Consider the following 15,675-nt stretch of genomic DNA (forward strand, 5'->3'; position numbering starts at 1 on the left):
TTTGGGGATAAATGCGACATTTTGAGTTTTTGAGTCAGCCCGAACGTGAGCGGCTGTTTCTCTTGCAGCCCGAAGAACTCCCGCGGAACTCCCATCCCAGCCTGCTTGCGGTCGCTCTCGGCGCGACTCTCTACTCGCCCGCTAACCGGCCGGGTCTGGCAAAGGGAGTCCTCAAACAGACGGAACGCGGTTGCATCAGCTTCGTTCTCTGTTTGGAGGACTCAGTCGCGGATGACGACGTAGCGGGCGCTGAAACCAACCTCCTCGATGCGTTGGATGAACTGGCCGCCCACTCTGAAGACACGGCGCTCCCGCTCCTGTTCATCAGGTGCCGGACTCCCGAACAACTTCTTGACGTGGGTCGGAGGGCAGGGTCATCGCTCGACGTCGTGGCGGGCTTCGTTCTGCCCAAATTCGAAAACGAAACGGGCCGTGGCCGTGCCTTTTTCGAGGCGCTTCGCCAGCTGAACAGCGAGGCGGGCCGAACCGAACCGGCACCCAACCTGCCGCCGCTCCTAGCAATGCCCATTATTGAAGACCCTGTCACAACCCATGTGGAGACCAGGACGGCTGCCCTTCACAACGCACTGGCCGTAATCAACTCCAACCAGGATCTGGTCCTGTGCATCCGCATCGGAGCCACGGACATGTCCGGCGCTTTCGGGCTCCGAAGGTCAAGGGACCTGACCATCTATCACGTCAACGTAGTCGCCAACGTCATCGGCGACGTCGTAAATGTCTTCGGCCGGACAGGCAGCAGCTGGGTCATCACCGGACCCGTTTGGGAGCACTTCTCCAACAAAGAGCGGGTCCTGCGGCCCCTCCTGCGCGCGACGCCGTTCAGCACCGTCAATGAGGAGGATTTGCGCCAGCGCCTGCTGCTGGAGAACCTCGATGGGCTGATCCGTGAAATCGAACTTGATCAGGCTAATGGGCTGCTGGGTAAGACCGTCATACACCCAAGCCATGTTCCTGTTGTTCACTCGATGTCGGTGGTCAGCCACGAGGAATACCTGGATGCCACAGACATCCTCGCTGGCCTGTCCGGCGGGGTCCAGTCCTCTTCCTACGGGAACAAGATGAACGAGCACAAGCCGCACCGTTCATGGGCTGAACGGACCCTGCTTCGCGCCAAAGCGTTCGGAGTGGCAAGCCCGGGAATCAGTTTTGCAGAGCTCTTGGAAGCGAGTATGAAATGACAACCACTGAATCCCTCCATACGAATCCCTCCGCAGGATTTGCTGCGTGGGGATTCGCCGTCTCGCCCGGCTCCCTGCCCAGCCTGTTGCCGGTCACGACGCTGGTGGATCTGGCGCTGCGCCGAAATCCCAGGCGGGCCCACCTGCTGGTATCGCGGGTACTGGCAAAACACGTACCCACCGAGCCGGGGATCGTGGCGGCGGCTGGCCTGTTGTTGGGGCTGCTGGTGCGCGACGCACTCAGCCCACTTGCGAAGACCCTCATCAGGGACGCGGCGTCCCGGTTCGAAGATCTGTTGGCCGAGGAACCAACGGCGATGGTGGCGACCGATCGGACAATGGCGATAGCTGATCTCTGCAGGGACTTGCGGGGGCAACCGGCCTGCCCGGACGTGGCCACTATCGGCTATGCCGAGACGGCAACGGGGCTTGGGCAGCTGGTGGCCGACTCCCTGGGCTCGTATTACATCCACTCCACCCGCCATGCGGTGGCTGGCGAAGATGCAGTGCGCCCTTACGCGTCTTTCGAGGAGTCCCACTCGCATGCCACGTCGCACCAGCTGTTCCCCACCCGGCATGCAGCCCTCAGCGGCGCCGAAACGATCATCCTGGTGGACGATGAACTCAGCACCGGGGCAACCATCATTAACACCATCGCAGCCCTTCATGAGGCTGCCCGTCATCGGCATTATGTCGTTGCCTCACTGATTGATCTGCGGCCGGCAGCGGACAGAAAGAGGCTGGACGATCTGGCTTCTGAACTGGATTGCCGGATCACCGTGGTTAGCCTTGCAAACGGCGAGATCGATTTGCCCGACGACCTGCCTGCCAAAGCAACCGCGTTTGTGGGCCAGTTCGCGGCTCCGTCGGTCTCCGCACGCGAAGCTGGGGACGTGTCCGTCATGGACCTCAACGGCATCGCCGGCGGAATCCGGAGTGCACGGTTCGGTAATTTCGCCAGCTTTCAGCCCGACGTGGTCGTTGGCCGGATTGTAGAAGAACTGGCCGCGGTGGTGCCGGCCACTGGCAGCCTGCTGATCTTGGCCACGGAGGAATTCATGGCCCTGCCGTTGGCAACGGCATTCGCTCTAGAGCAAACCCTGCCCGACGTTACCGTCCGATACTCCACGAGTACCCGGTCACCCATCGCCGTAATCGACCGCGAGGGGTATCCGGTTCGGTCAGCGGTGACGTTCAACAGCCATGATGCAACCGCCGATGGTCCCGGCCAGCGGTTTGCATATAACTTCAACCACGCCGGGATGCAGTTTGACAGGGTGGTTGTCATGGCCGAACCCGGAACTGCAGAACACGCATTGACGGGCCCTGGAAGCATTGCAGAAGCTGCGTCCTCGACCGGAGCCACCGTGCAGGTGGTTCTGCTGGGCGCGGAACGGCCCTTCCCCACACGCGGCGAAGGGCCCTCCTTTGGCTCCTACGCGGCGGGCGAAGTGCAGTGGTTGATCAAGGACCTCAGCTTCGCGGAGCTGGAAGCCCCCACAGCTCAACGTGAGGCTGATATCCAGTCAGGCCGGGCCAACTACGCAGAATCCTTGCCCCAGGAATATGAGCCTTCGCGCGAGTACCAGGACCTGTACAACGATGCCCTGTCCAGATCCGCAGCGCGGGTGGCCCACGCCGTCGGAACCGTAACCGAACAAGTGTTGGCGCTCCGGGATCGATCGCCGGTTCTCATATCGCTGGCCCGGGCAGGGACGCCGGTCGGGATACTGATGAAACGCTGGGCCAAGCAGGTTCACGGCCTAGACCTCCCCCATTACACAGCGAGCATCGTGCGGGGCATCGGCATTGACCGGACAGCCCTGAGCTACCTGGCCAGCAACTACCGGCCGGAACAGATCATGTTCGTGGATGGATGGACCGGCAAAGGCGCGATCGCGCGTGAGCTTGCGGCTGCCGTCGAGGACTTTGCCCGCACAGACGGAATACGATTCGGACCAGAGCTTGCGGTGCTGGCAGACCCCGGGCACTGCACGGAGATATTCGGCACCAGGGACGATTTCCTCATTCCTTCGGCCTGCCTGAACTCGACAGTTTCGGGGTTGGTTTCACGGACTGTCTTCAACCGGGACCTCATCTTCCCCAACGATTTCCACGGAGCCAAGTACTACCGGCAGTTGGCGGCAAAGGATGTTTCCACAGCTTTCCTTGACGCCGTGTCCGAGCAGTTCTTAGAGGTCCGCGACGGCGTCGTTACCAAGGCGGAAGAAGCCGCGCCGGACGACGCCGGCCGGCGTATAGCGGACTGGTCGGGGTGGGCTGCCGTGGAGCGAATCAGTAAGGAATTCGGGATCAACAACACAAATCTCGTGAAACCCGGAGTGGGCGAAACGACCCGAGTCCTGTTGCGTCGTGTCCCTTGGAAAGTTTTGGTGAGGTCATCTTCGAGGGAAGATGTGCAGCACGTGCTCCTGCTGGCCAGGCTTCGTGAGGTGCAGGTGGTTTACGTCGACGACCTGCCTTACACGTGCGTGGGTTTGATTCATCCTTTGCAAGGCATTGCGGTACCGGCGGGCATTGACCAGGAAGCGGTGGCACTGTGACAACGTCGGCTAACGGAACCGGGTATTCTGAGTTCACAGTTCCCGGCAGCCCTTCGGTGATGGTGGCGTGCGACCTTGACCGGACCATTATCTACTCTGCCAACTCCATGGCCCTTCAGTGTTCTGACAGTTCTGCGCCGGCACTGGTGGTGGCGGAAGTCTACGAGGGCGTGCCCCTGTCGTTCATGACGCGCGCGGCCTGGGATGTCCTCGAACGCCTCGTCCGCGAGGCCATCTTCGTCCCCGTGACCACACGCACCGTGCAACAGTTTCGCCGCGTGAACATCCCGGGCCGGGACAAGGGCTTCGCGGTAACGACGAACGGGGCAGTCCTCTTACACGACGGAGTCCAGGATCCGGAATGGACCGATCTCATCCAAGACTCTGTTCAGGCCAATTGCGCCCCCTTGCATGAGGTGCAAGATTACGTCCTTGGCGCCACCAAACCGTCGGCGATTCTGCGTGGCCGCGTGGCGGAAGACATCTTCGTGTACTGCATCGTGAATCGCGACGAACTATCCGCAGACTATTTGGAAGACGCATCTGGATGGTGCCAGGAACGCGGATGGACCATTTCGTTGCAGGGAAGAAAGCTCTACTTCGTACCGTCTCCGGTCACTAAAGAGGCTGCATTGGCGGAAATTCGACGCCGGCACCCCGTCGACATGTTGGTGGCGGCTGGAGATTCAAGGCTGGACGCAGGTATTCTGCAGCTCGCCGATTTAGCCATCAGACCGGCCCATGGCGAGTTGAATAATTCCACCTTTCACCTGCCGAATCTGAGGGTAACTTCCTCTTCGGGAATTGTGGCAGGCGAAGAGATCCTCCAGTTCGCCGCCTCAAGGATCCCGGTATGGCGCGAAGCCGTGGTTAGCTGACGACGCTTTATCTAATCCTGAACGGATTCTGCCGCGGATACCTCCTCGAAGATATCCGCGGCAGAACCCCAATTAAGTCGACTACTTCTCGCACGCCTTGCCGTCGGAATCGCCGTCAAGTCCAGGGCGGTAGCCTGGCTGCCCGGCGTAAAGCGGTGCGGCACCTGCTGCTTTGGCCGCTGCACAGTTGGCATAGTAGGCGGCCGCCGGTGCGGGGGCCACCGGTGCCGGGGCCGGGGCTACTTGTGCAGGTGCAGCGGGAACCGGCGTTTGCTTTGCAGCCTGCTGAGCGGCTGCCTGTTCGGCAGCCAACTGCGCGGCAGCCTGATCCGCTGCGGCTTTGTCGGCCGCAGCCTTCTCTGCCGCAGCTGCCTCTGCAGCTACTTTCTCTGCTGCGGCCTTGTCGGCGGCCGCCTTCTCCGCCACCACCCGTTTGGAATCAGCATCGGTCATCCATACGAGTTTCTGATCGCTGCCCGGAGTGCAAATGAAGGTCTTGTCTTTGTAATTTCGAGTCTCCGCTGCTTTAGCGCAGGTCGTGTTTGCAGGATTGCTTGCTGAGGGCGTTGGCGATGGTGTTGGCGTTGGAGTTGCCGAGATCGACTGCTGCGCCGGGCCCACCAACGCAACCTTATTGGCGCTACCTTCGGGTGCTGCAGTTGCACCAACCACCCCTGCGCCAACAATCAGCGCGATGACTCCTGCTGCGGCTACGATGCCTCCCGATTTCCGGTGCGGCAAACCAACCCATGAGCGGCGTTTGAACAGCAGGACATAGAGCCCGGTCAATATAGCGACCAGCCCAATAATGAAAACGGCCATCCCGACTCCGCCTGCGGCGACGAACGGGATCATTACCAGCAGCACCAGCGCAGCAACGATCCAGAAAGACACTGAAGGTTTCCATCGACGTTGTACGTGGTTTGTTGGCATTGCAGTTTTGATCATTTTTCCCCCTTGGAAAATATTTGACAAGGCAACGCAGTAAGCATGGTTGCTGTGCGCGATGGAATGCGGGCCTGAAGTAGACGCAATTCAACAATGAGAGCGCCTACGTCAGAAACGCTATTAAGGCTTCACTCAGTTCTCACAGGCGACACCATCTGAGTCCCGGTCCAACGGTGCTCGGTAGCCTGCCTGGCCTGCGTAGAGCGGTGCGGCGCCTGCGGCTTTGGCTGCTGAACAGTTGGCGTAATAAGCGCTCGCCGGAACTGCCGGAGCAGGAACAGGTACAACGGCAACGGGTGCCTGCACCACGGGTGCAGGAGAGGGCTGAGGTGCCACGGGCGCCGGAGAGGCAACCGCTGGTGCCTTCTCCTTTGTCGGTGCCAGCTGCCCTGAGCAGTCCGTCAGGATTCTGGCCATGGCATCGTTCTCTGCCTGGGTTACCCACAGCCTGTACGTCGCCTTCACCGAAATTTGGCGGGCAACATACTCACACCGGAAGCTCTTGTTCGGTGGCAGCCAGGTGGCGGCGTCGCCATCGCTCTTCTTCATATTGGTGGGACCGTCTGTCGCTTGAAGGTTCAGCGGGTCGTTGGCAAACGCGGTCCGCTCTTCCGTGGTCAGCTGCTGGGCACCTTTTTGCCAGGCATCGCTGAGCGCCACGACGTGGTCGATCTGCACAGCGCTGCTGGTGGCGGAACCGCGGACGAAGTTGATTCTCGCGCCCGTATACGGGTCCGCCAAGATGCCCGATTGCACCTTGCACGGGACGCTATTGGTGTGAATGATGCCTGTCAGATCGCGATTCAAAGTGTCGTTGCGGGTATCGCAGCCGTTGCGGTCCACATCGGCCCAAGCCTGGCCGAACAGCGCACGATCGTAACCGGTCTTCGGCGCCCGGCCCTTGATGGGCAGCGTTGATAGCAGGTCGATCGCCTTGGTAGCAACGGCGGACTGCGCTTCGGCCGCCGTTGGGCGGGCACTCTGTGCCGGGGAGATCGCGGCCTCAGTGACCAGCGGAGCGCCAGTCTCCAGGGCGGTTGGAGCAGACGTCGGCATAGCCGTGGCGGAAACATTTGTGGGGGCAGCCAAAACCGTGCTGTCCGACTGTGCCGGTTGTACGTCCGTCGATGAAGCCGGGGGCAGCGCCACAGCACCGGCGAAAAACAAGGCAAACGCCGTCGCAATCGCTAGCCCGCCGGCTTTCCGCTTCGCCGGCAGCAATGCCCACGACCGGCGCCCGGTTGCAAGAACGTAAAGGCCTGTAAGAGCGGCTGAGACCGCCAGCAACATGAGTGCGCCACCAAGGCCGCCTGTAAGCGCGCCAAAAACGACAAAGAGGACGGTTAGGCCACCGACAATATACGTGGAAGTTCGGGGTTTCCGCGGCGGTTTCGGAGCTGGTTCCGGATCATAAGGCATCGAGCCAAAAGCGCTTTGATAGCTCGAAATTTTTTTCCCCCAAAAAATAAAGGCCCGGCAACTATCCGGGCTTTCGCTCCGTCGACAATTGTTTACACTGACATTCTACTAAGAAAGAAGCCAATGGAATATCAGATTGAGTCCACCTTGGACAATCCTTAGCTTTCCTTGAGCTGATCTTGAGCGCGTCATCCTAGTAATCGCGTCGATGCTTCACAATTCGCTTATTTCGTGGAAAAGAGCGGCTGCTTCCAGTTCTGTGGCATTCTCCAGTCATGGACGCTTTGAACCCAGAACCCCCAGAACCCCTTGACCTCGGTCCTCAAGAGTGGGGGCTGCTTCGAGAATCACACGCTGCCTACACGGCAAAGACCTCACCTGCCTACGACGAAGTCCTTGACCAGGTGTCTGATCGAATTCGTGATCAGGGAAGCATCGGCAAGGCTGACATCGGAGCCCTGCTCTTCTGGAAGCGGCTCCGGGCGGACACGTCATGGGTGCGCGAGCTGATGGCTCTGCAGGATTCGGAAGTCAGAAGAGTCACAGAGCAGGCCGTACTCGCGGCCAACGACTCCTCCTTGCCTGTTCACCGCGCGGCTGCATCAGCCAGAGGTGCCCTGTCACCTCTGCCCGGATTCGCAAAGGGCGACGCCCTCGCTTCGGCTCTGCTGCTCGCAGCGGCACCTCAACGCATGGCAGTATACGACCGGCGCGCCCACAAGGGCTTGGACACATTGGGTTTGCCGCTTAAGAACTCGGCTGGAAGGTTCGGCCGATATATGGAGCTGGTCGAAGCTCTGCGGCAAACCGCCGCACGGCACGGTGACGTTTGGTCCGCCCGAGACGTCGACGTTGCACTCTACTGGCTCGGCGGTAAGCACTCAAAGTAGCTCACCTTAGAGTCAAGACTTCAGCAGCAATGCCCGTTTGTGGCGCTGGAGAACCACGACTACGCCCCGTGCCAGACAGGCCATGGCGGCGGACAGAATCACTGCCCCGCGGTCCCGCGCCGCTCAAGTACCCCTGTTGGGGCTGCCCGGCCCGGTCAAGCTGTTACAGGGATAGGAGCTCAACCTGCCCGAGGTCGAGGTTCCGCTCGAAGCCCGGGTGCGGCTGCCGTAGACAGCGGATGCTTTCCAATAGGGGCAGCCCCTACTCCGATGCTTCTGCAGGAGCCAAGAGCCCTCAATCCTGCGTGCATCGAGAGGGCGCGCCCGACCAAAACCGGACGCGCCCTCCGCATGCACGGAACCCACGAAGTGGGTCAAAGCACCATGTTCAGTCGATCAGCACCGGCTCCTTGGCACCGTCCGAAGCTTCAACAACCGGAGCAACCTTGCGGTTCCGGTGGTGCAGCCAGTTCGCCACCGCCAGAAGTGCCACCAATGCGAACGTGCTCAGGAGCTGGGGACGGGAATCCTCGCCGATGAAGCCCACCGTGAAGATCGCCGCGAGGATGACCAGACCAACCACCGTGAGCCACGGGAAGCCTGGCATCCGCAGGGGAAGTTCCGTTCCCTCGCGGTCGGCACGGAGCCGCAGCGCGAGCTGGGCCAGGAGCGCAGACGTCCACACCAGCAGGCAGGTCGAACCCACAATGTTGAGCAGGACGGGCAGGACCATCTCGGGGAAAGCCAGCTCCAGCACCACCGTGACAACGCCGAAAGCGACGCTGGCCAGGACCGCGACAACCGGGACACGTGCCTTGGACACGGAAGCGAGCAGGCGTGGAGCTTCACCACGCTCCGCGAGGGAGTAAGCCATCCGTGACGCACCGTAGAGGTTGGCGTTCAGGGCGGAGAGCAGCGCTGCCACGGCAACCAGGGTGATGGCGGTGGCTGCGCCGGGCATGCCAGCGGCCTCCAAAACTGCGGCGAACGGGCTCTTCAGCCCCGCCGAACCCACGGGAACAACAGCCGCGATGATGAAGATCGCACCGATGTAGAAGACCAGAATGCGCCACAGCACGGTCCGGACTGCCTTCTTCACGCTGCGGGCAGGCTCCGCGGTCTCAGCTGCCGCCACGGACACAATCTCGGTGCCGCCGAATGCGAACGCCACCACGAACAGTGCCGTGGCGATCCCGGCGAAGCCGTCAGGCGCGAATCCGGCGCCGGTGAAGTTGGAAAGACCCGGCGACTGCACGCCCGGCAGCCAGCCGAAGAGCAGGGCAGCGCCCACCAGAAGGAACGCGACGATTGCCGCCACCTTGAGCAGGGCGAACCAGAACTCGAACTCGCCGAAGTTCTTCACGCTGGTGAGGTTCACAGCGGTGAGCACCACGATGAACACGAAGGCCATCAGCCACACCGGGAGGGCCGGGAAGATGGTGGCCAGCAGGCCTGCGGCACCGAGGGCTTCGGCCGCGATGACCACCACGAGCTGCAGCCACCAGAGCCAGCCCACGGTGGCGCCGGCCACCGGTCCGTAGGCCTTGGCCGTGTAGACGGAGAAGGCGCCGCTGTCAGGATTGGCGGCGGCCATCTCGCCGAGGGCCCACATCACCAGGATGATGAGCGTGCCGGCCACGAGGTAGGAGATCAGCACCGCCGGACCCGCGGCCTGGATGCCAGCGCCGGAGCCGATGAAGAGGCCCGCGCCGATGGCGCTGCCGAGGCCCATCATCGTGAGCTGGCGTGGTTTGAGCGCGGCGCCGAGTGGGCGGGCAGACGTCTTTGTCTGTTGTTCCATGGGTATTCCTCTGGTTGTAGGTGGAACGGATTGGGGATTGAGGGTCAGTCGGTTGTCAGGCTGCGTGGACTTCCAAAACCCGGAGCACGCGGTCGTTGGAGGCGGGGCTGGCAACGGTGACCCGCACGCCATCGCCCGGGTAAGCCCGGACCATAATGCCGGCGCGGTCGAACGCGTCCACCAGGCTCGCCATGAGGTGGTCATCCGCGCGGATCCACAGGAAGTTGCCCTGGCTCGCCTGAAGTTTCCAGCCCTGGGCTTCCAGCTGCGCGGCCATCCGTGCGCGCTCCTGCTTGACGGCGCCAACCCGCGCGTCCATCTCCCCGCCGGCGTCCAGCGACGCGATAGCCGCTTTCTGGGCCAGCGCGCTCACGGCGAAGGGAAGGGCGGTCCGGCGCAGTCCCTCGGCAATGGCCGGCACCGCCACGGCGTATCCCACGCGCAGGCCGGCCAGCCCGTAGGCCTTCGAGAAAGTGCGCAGGATGCAGACATTCGGGTACTCGCGGTAGAGGGCCAGGGAATCGGGGCCGCTGCCTGCTTCGGCGTATTCCACGTAGGCCTCGTCGATCACCACGAGGATGTCGGAGCGGACGGACTGCAGGAATGCCTCGATGCGTTCGTGGCTGATCGGCACGCCGGTGGGGTTATTGGGGGTGCAGAGCAGGATCACCTTGGTGCGTTCGGTGACGGCCGCGGCCATGGCCTCGAGGTCGTGGCCCTCGGCGCTGTCCAGCGGGATGCGGACCGGCCGGGCGCCCGCAAGCTCAACCAGGATGGGGTACGCCTCGAAGGAGCGCCACGCGAAGATCACTTCATCCCCGGCGTCGCACAGCCCGGTGATGATCTGCTGGAGGACGCCCACGCTGCCGGGTCCCACCGCCACCTCACCGGCGGTGACGCCGAGGTGGCCGGCGAGCCGTTCGCGGAGTTCGACGGCGGCACTGTCCGGGTAGCGGTTCATGGTCCCGGCCGCTGCGGCCACCGCAGTGGCTGCAGCCGGAAGTGGCTCGTAGTGGCTTTCATTGCTGGCGAGGGCTGCAATGTCCACGCCGGCGCTGCGCCGGCCCGGGACGTAGGACGGAAGTCCGGCCACGGCGCCACGAAGGGTGGGAAGCGCGGTGTCCGGTGCGGTCAGGAGCTGATCACGGGTCATGAGCAACGATCATGATTGTGACCCGCCCCACAATGCAAGCTAGGCTCAACCCATTGGGACTTCTGCTCAACTTCTACTCTCTGTGGTGAAAATATGACCATCCCCAACCCGCGCACCCTGGATTCCCTCGACGGCAGGATCATCCTTGCCCTGGACAAGGATCCGGAAGCCAGCGCCCTGGCACTGTCCCGGACGCTCGGCGTCGCACGGAACACAGTCCACGCCCGGCTGGCACGGCTCGAACGCAGCGGTGCCCTCCGCTCCTTCAGCCGGCGGCTGGACCCCGCCGCACTCGGCTATGACCTGATGGCCTTCCTCTCACTCTCCATCAGCCAGACGCGCACCGGCGGGGTGGAGGACGGACTGGCCGCCATCCCTGAAGTCATCGAGGTGCACGCCACCACCGGGGACGCGGACCTCATGGCCAAAGTGGTGGCACGCGGCACGGCCGATCTCTACCGCATCACCAACCAGATCCTGGAAATCGCGGGGATCCAGCGGACCAGCACAGCCATTTCCGTACTGGAACTCATGCCGCCCCGCTACGACGGCCTCCTGAACCGGCTCTCGGAGCAGTAATCCCGCTTTTCAGCTAAAGACGGGTGACATGCGCCACAAGTGCGCATATTTTCACTCATGACTGCCTCCTTCTGCCAAATCTCCCAACCAACTTCGACTCTCTTGCCTATCTGCCAGCTGGCGCACAAGATTTCCGCATGACTACTCTCACTGTCTCCGGCCGCGTGGCACAGGTTCTCAGCAGCTACCTCACCGATGTCTTCGGTGTGATGGGCAACGGCAACGTCTACTTCCTGGACGCCGCGGAGCATCTGGGCCTCCGCTTCTCCCCCGTCCGCCACGAAGGCGCCGCCATCGCCGCGGCCGATGCCTACTACCGGACGTCGGGACGCCTCGCCGCGGGCACCACCACCTACGGCCCCGGCTACACCAACGCACTCACCGCCCTCGCCGAGGCAGTCCAGGCGCAGATCCCCGTGGTGCTGGTCACCGGGGACGCCCCGAGCAGCGGCGCCCGGCCACAGGACGTGGACCAGGCGGCCATCGCCTCAGGACTCGGCGCGGCCACCTTCACCGTCACCCGCGACGCCGCGGGCTCCATCACCCGGCAGGCGGTGGAGTATGCACTCACCCGGCGCACCGCCGTCGTGGTTGCCATCCCCTACGACCTCGCGGCCCTCGAGGCCGGGGACGAGGAACTTCCAGCACCGCACGCACCAAAGGTGACGGACGACGTCGACGGCGGCCTTGCGCAGGTAGCGCGCCTGCTCGCCGGGGCCAAGCGGCCGCTGATCCTCGCCGGCCGCGGTGCGCACCTCGCCGGCGCAGGCCCGGAGCTCCGCGAGCTCGCCGACCGCCTCGGCGCACTGACCGCCGGAACCGCCCTGGCGCTCAACCTCCTCAAAGGCGAGGGGTATTTGGGCGTCGCCGGCGGTTTCGGCACCGACACCGCGGCCGGGCTCATGGGCGAGGCCGATGTGGTCCTGGTGGCCGGGGCAAGCCTGAGCCCCTTCACCATGCGGTTCGGGCACCTGCTCGGCCCGGACAGCACCGTCATCCAGATCGATGCAGCCCTGCAGCCGACGCACCCCCGAGTGGACACGTTCGTCAGCGCGGACGTGAAGTCTGCTGCGGGACATCTCCTTCAGTTGCTGGGTGGCGGGGCCTCTCCCGACGCCGGACGCGGATCAGCGTGGCGCGCGGAAGCCCGCAAACGCCTCACCGAGGGGCCGGGCCACGAGGCTGGCTCCGTAGACACGGTGGACGGGCGGCTGGACCCGCGTTCCCTCGCCACGGCCCTGGACGCCGTCCTGCCGGAGCGCCGCACGGTGGTCCAGGACGGCGGGCACTTCGTGGGCTGGGCACCCATGTACTGGAACATCCCGCGGCCCCAGGACCTGGTCATGGTGGGGACCGCCTTCCAGTCCATCGGGCTGGGCCTTGCCAGCGCCGTCGGGGTGGCCCGCGCCGTGGAGGACGGCCGCACCCTGGTGCTGGCGTCCGGCGACGGCGGTTTCCTGATGGGCCTGTCCGACCTCGAATCACTGATCGGGGCGGCGAGCAGCGCCATCGTGGTGATCTACAACGATGCCGCCTACGGAGCCGAAATCCACCAGTACGGCTCCCAGGGCCTAACCGAAAAGCCCATGCTGATCCCGGAAGTGGACTTCAGCGGCGTGGCCCGCGCGCTCGGTGCCGAGTCGGCGATCATCCGCTCATTGGCGGACCTCTCCGCGCTCACGGACTGGATCGACGCCGGCGCCAGGGGAACCTTCGTTGCCGACTGCCGCATCACGTCGAGCGTCCGGGCCCGGTGGCTGAGCGAGTGGATGGAGGCCTCCCGGGCGGCGAAGGCGGCGGTGTCGGTAAGGTAGCTCTCGTCTCTGCTATCCCCTGCTGCGCGGAGCCTTGGGAACTATGTCGGGTCAGGTCCCTGAGAATCTTGGTGATTCCGACGTGACGAGTGATACTCGGCGCGAAGAGAGCTTAGGCGACGGCCGTCGGGTAGTTCCCAGAACGACCACCCGTTTGTGGCCCCTTTTCGTATGTGATGCCCGGCGCCTGAAGGGGTTGAAAACTTCTTTCCGTCATCGGTCAGCAACTCGCCTGTTGCCAAGACCTCGCAGCGACGGTCGGCCCACTGCCCATATCCTGCACGCAGCAGGGTCCCGGCAGGAAGAAGACCGGATGCCACCAACTCTCGCGTGGTGGTCTCGGGAAGCGGTATCGAAGTGCCCGTGCTCACAGTGCCGAGGTGGCCCGCTGGTACTCGCCAGGTGGCGATGAGCGCGTCCACAACATCGGATGTCCGCTCGTCGATTTGCTTCTCGGTCCATCCTGAGACGGACGATTCTCGGATCCTGCGATTCATCAGAAGAACATCATGGCGATCGAGTTTGGCTCTCTTCCCGTTCTCTCCCAGCCACGCTCCATTAGAGACCGCGGAGTTCAAAGACGTCGTTAGAAGCGTAAGGTTTCCCAGCCTGTGAATATGCGACTCACGCTCTAGTTCCTCCGCCAATCCGGCGACAGCCCAGTGCTGGGCCCAACTTTGAGGCATCAAGTGTTCAATGGGAAACCCCGAACGTGGAACGCGAGTTCCAGTCTGTGATGGAGTTGACCCCGTATATCCGCGGTAGTGGTCCTCGACTGCTTCGAGAAACATTCGAAGACGGCCGCGCTTGAAGCGTCGGTATGCGGCATCCGCAGCAAGAGTTGTTCGCAGTTCCTCATCACCGGGCCAGTACGTGCTGGTGGCATTCTGCTTGGTGAGATACCGTTCAATGCGCTGGACGAGCTCCGAGTCAGGAGCACGGCGGTGCATCCTAATAACATCGGCAATCACACGGCCCATGTCACCCAGGGAAAGTCTGAGCAATGCCCGCCTCATAAACCAGCTTTCCAGCATGGCAATGACATTGTCCCGGGTGCCTGGTGAGACCGACGATCCGGGCTCATGAAGCCAAAGCAGAACTGGCTTTAGGGCTTCAATCTCAGCCGCTTGGCTCCGATAGACACACATCTCCACGACGTCAAGGGCGGCATAAGGATCAGCTGCCCTTTCGGTCCAATCCTGATAGTGCCCCGCCTGCTCTTTCACATCCCTCAAGAGCGCGGCGATGGAGGTGCCTGCCTCATGCTCCACAAAGTGTTTGAATCGAGTAAACGTTGATTTGGGACCAATTTCCTCTCCTACTCTGGAGACAAGCCATTGGTTTAGGAATAACGAACTGCGTGAAATCGGATATCGCCCCACACTGATCTCTTTTTCCCAGAACTTCGTGTCAAACGGCCACAGGTCCCTGTACGCCATATGAGTGTCGACGCCTTCAGCTGCGAGACGCTGGAAGACAAAGTTCTTGATCAGATCGGCAGCAGTCAGCGGCGTGCCTCGCGCGTTTAGAGTCTCGAATATCTCTTGGGAATTCTCGTCAGCACGTAAGCCTATGACGACGATCTGCAGCGACTGCGTGAGGACGGTTGCGAGCGCGCCAGCCCTCAGGGCGGCTGCGTCGTCTCCAGCTTCGCCAGTCCATAAAGTAATTTGCTCAGCAAAGTATTGATGAGCCCGGGTGATCAATGACGAAGCATGGGTGAGAGTGCCGTATTCAACGGGAGGATCAGCTAGCATGATTTCGTCGTAGGATGCCCGATCCCGGTTCGTGTGACGCAGTTTGAGCGCAACGTCCTCTCCCTGGACAAATGCAACTGGATTCAGTGTCAGGGCCTCTAGCTGACCAGTGATTTGGTCCAGCCCTCGAGACTCAAAAACAGATGCAGCCGCATCGAACAACAGTTGCAGCGTCGTGAGCCTCTGCTGGCCGTCGATTATCGCCCAAGACTGCATCGAGCCCAGCTGACTGGGCATCGACTGCAACACAACCGCGCCAAGAAAGTGCGTTGGCGACGTGCCCGAGTTCGTAAGTCTCAGTTCGACTAGGCGCCGGACATCCTGCCAGAGCGGAACCCATTGATTCTCCTGCTCCCATACGTAGGGGCGCTGAAACAGGGGCACAACGAGGTGCTGTGGCATCGTGAACACCTCTAGGGGGGTTCGAACGGCGGTGTCCATTTGCGCATCTCCTGTCGCAAGACTTCGTGGGCTTCACACCGGCCGGATCACGCACCGGCCTCACGCCCAATGAGGACGAGCCTATTACCCCCGTGTATCGCGCCATGGCCCCGACACGTCATCCGGCAATCGTAGCCATGGTGATTGACTTATTGCCCAGCCGGGCTTATCCCGACGCAAGGCGAGGACAACCACCCAGCGACGAGCCTTAGGCTTAGGCCGGAGGCCGGCC

General features: G+C 62.6%; 11 protein-coding genes. 6 read left to right on the forward strand and 5 right to left on the reverse strand.

Features of this window, described 5'->3' with window-relative positions:
• The first annotated feature begins 11 nt into the window (after window positions 1-11).
• The 3 genes from ACP7AX_RS01415 to ACP7AX_RS01425 are packed head-to-tail and all read left to right on the forward strand — an operon-like array spanning window position 12 to window position 4,641.
• On the forward strand, window positions 12-1,199 hold the full coding sequence (locus ACP7AX_RS01415) for an HpcH/HpaI aldolase/citrate lyase family protein (RefSeq protein WP_426225110.1): 1,188 nt from the start codon (window positions 12-14) through the stop codon (window positions 1,197-1,199).
• Window positions 1,196-3,763, forward strand: a complete 2,568-nt coding sequence (locus ACP7AX_RS01420) for a phosphoribosyltransferase domain-containing protein (protein WP_426225111.1) — start codon at window positions 1,196-1,198, stop codon at window positions 3,761-3,763. The genes ACP7AX_RS01415 and ACP7AX_RS01420 overlap by 4 nt, the downstream gene beginning before the upstream one ends.
• Complete coding sequence (locus ACP7AX_RS01425) at window positions 3,760-4,641, forward strand: HAD family hydrolase (protein WP_426225112.1); 882 nt, start codon at window positions 3,760-3,762, stop codon at window positions 4,639-4,641. Before ACP7AX_RS01420 ends, ACP7AX_RS01425 begins: the two co-directional genes overlap by 4 nt.
• A gap of 81 nt (window positions 4,642-4,722) precedes the next feature.
• Here the strand turns inward: ACP7AX_RS01425 and ACP7AX_RS01430 are convergent, their stop codons facing one another.
• Together ACP7AX_RS01430 and ACP7AX_RS01435 are read right to left on the reverse strand one after the other, a co-directional pair.
• The gene (locus ACP7AX_RS01430) at window positions 4,723-5,616 is read right to left on the reverse strand and encodes an excalibur calcium-binding domain-containing protein (RefSeq protein ID WP_426225113.1); all 894 of its coding nucleotides are present in this window, start codon (window positions 5,614-5,616) and stop codon (window positions 4,723-4,725) included.
• Window positions 5,617-5,721: 105 nt separating this feature from the next.
• Window positions 5,722-6,645 carry a GmrSD restriction endonuclease domain-containing protein gene (locus ACP7AX_RS01435; protein ID WP_426225114.1) on the reverse strand — a complete coding sequence of 308 codons (924 nt, stop codon included), beginning with the start codon at window positions 6,643-6,645 and terminating at the stop codon, window positions 5,722-5,724.
• A 638-nt stretch (window positions 6,646-7,283) separates the two neighbouring features.
• Between ACP7AX_RS01435 and ACP7AX_RS01440 the strand changes: the two genes are divergently transcribed.
• The gene (locus ACP7AX_RS01440) at window positions 7,284-7,898 is read left to right on the forward strand and encodes a hypothetical protein (RefSeq protein WP_426225115.1); all 615 of its coding nucleotides are present in this window, start codon (window positions 7,284-7,286) and stop codon (window positions 7,896-7,898) included.
• Window positions 7,899-8,286: 388 nt separating this feature from the next.
• Here the strand turns inward: ACP7AX_RS01440 and ACP7AX_RS01445 are convergent, their stop codons facing one another.
• Together ACP7AX_RS01445 and hisC are read right to left on the reverse strand one after the other, a co-directional pair.
• Complete coding sequence (locus ACP7AX_RS01445) at window positions 8,287-9,699, reverse strand: amino acid permease (protein ID WP_426225116.1); 1,413 nt, start codon at window positions 9,697-9,699, stop codon at window positions 8,287-8,289.
• A gap of 55 nt (window positions 9,700-9,754) precedes the next feature.
• Window positions 9,755-10,852 (reverse strand): histidinol-phosphate transaminase, encoded by a 1,098-nt coding sequence (hisC, locus tag ACP7AX_RS01450; protein ID WP_426225117.1) that lies wholly within the window; start codon window positions 10,850-10,852, stop codon window positions 9,755-9,757.
• 93 nt (window positions 10,853-10,945) lie between these two features.
• Here hisC and ACP7AX_RS01455 point away from each other — a divergent pair, with 93 nt between their 5' ends.
• Together ACP7AX_RS01455 and ACP7AX_RS01460 are read left to right on the forward strand one after the other, a co-directional pair.
• Window positions 10,946-11,431: an Lrp/AsnC family transcriptional regulator gene (locus ACP7AX_RS01455; RefSeq protein WP_426225118.1), complete on the forward strand. Its 486-nt coding sequence runs from the start codon at window positions 10,946-10,948 to the stop codon at window positions 11,429-11,431.
• Window positions 11,432-11,568: 137 nt separating this feature from the next.
• Window positions 11,569-13,245 (forward strand): thiamine pyrophosphate-binding protein, encoded by a 1,677-nt coding sequence (locus ACP7AX_RS01460; RefSeq protein ID WP_426225119.1) that lies wholly within the window; start codon window positions 11,569-11,571, stop codon window positions 13,243-13,245.
• A gap of 41 nt (window positions 13,246-13,286) precedes the next feature.
• Here the strand turns inward: ACP7AX_RS01460 and ACP7AX_RS01465 are convergent, their stop codons facing one another.
• A complete protein-coding gene (locus tag ACP7AX_RS01465; protein WP_426225120.1) occupies window positions 13,287-15,443 on the reverse strand; it encodes a GmrSD restriction endonuclease domain-containing protein in 2,157 nt (718 codons plus the stop codon).
• Window positions 15,444-15,675 lie beyond the last annotated feature (232 nt).

The sequence above is a fragment of the Pseudarthrobacter sp. DSP2-3-2b1 genome (assembly GCF_049895945.1).
GTDB lineage: Bacteria > Actinomycetota > Actinomycetes > Actinomycetales > Micrococcaceae > Arthrobacter.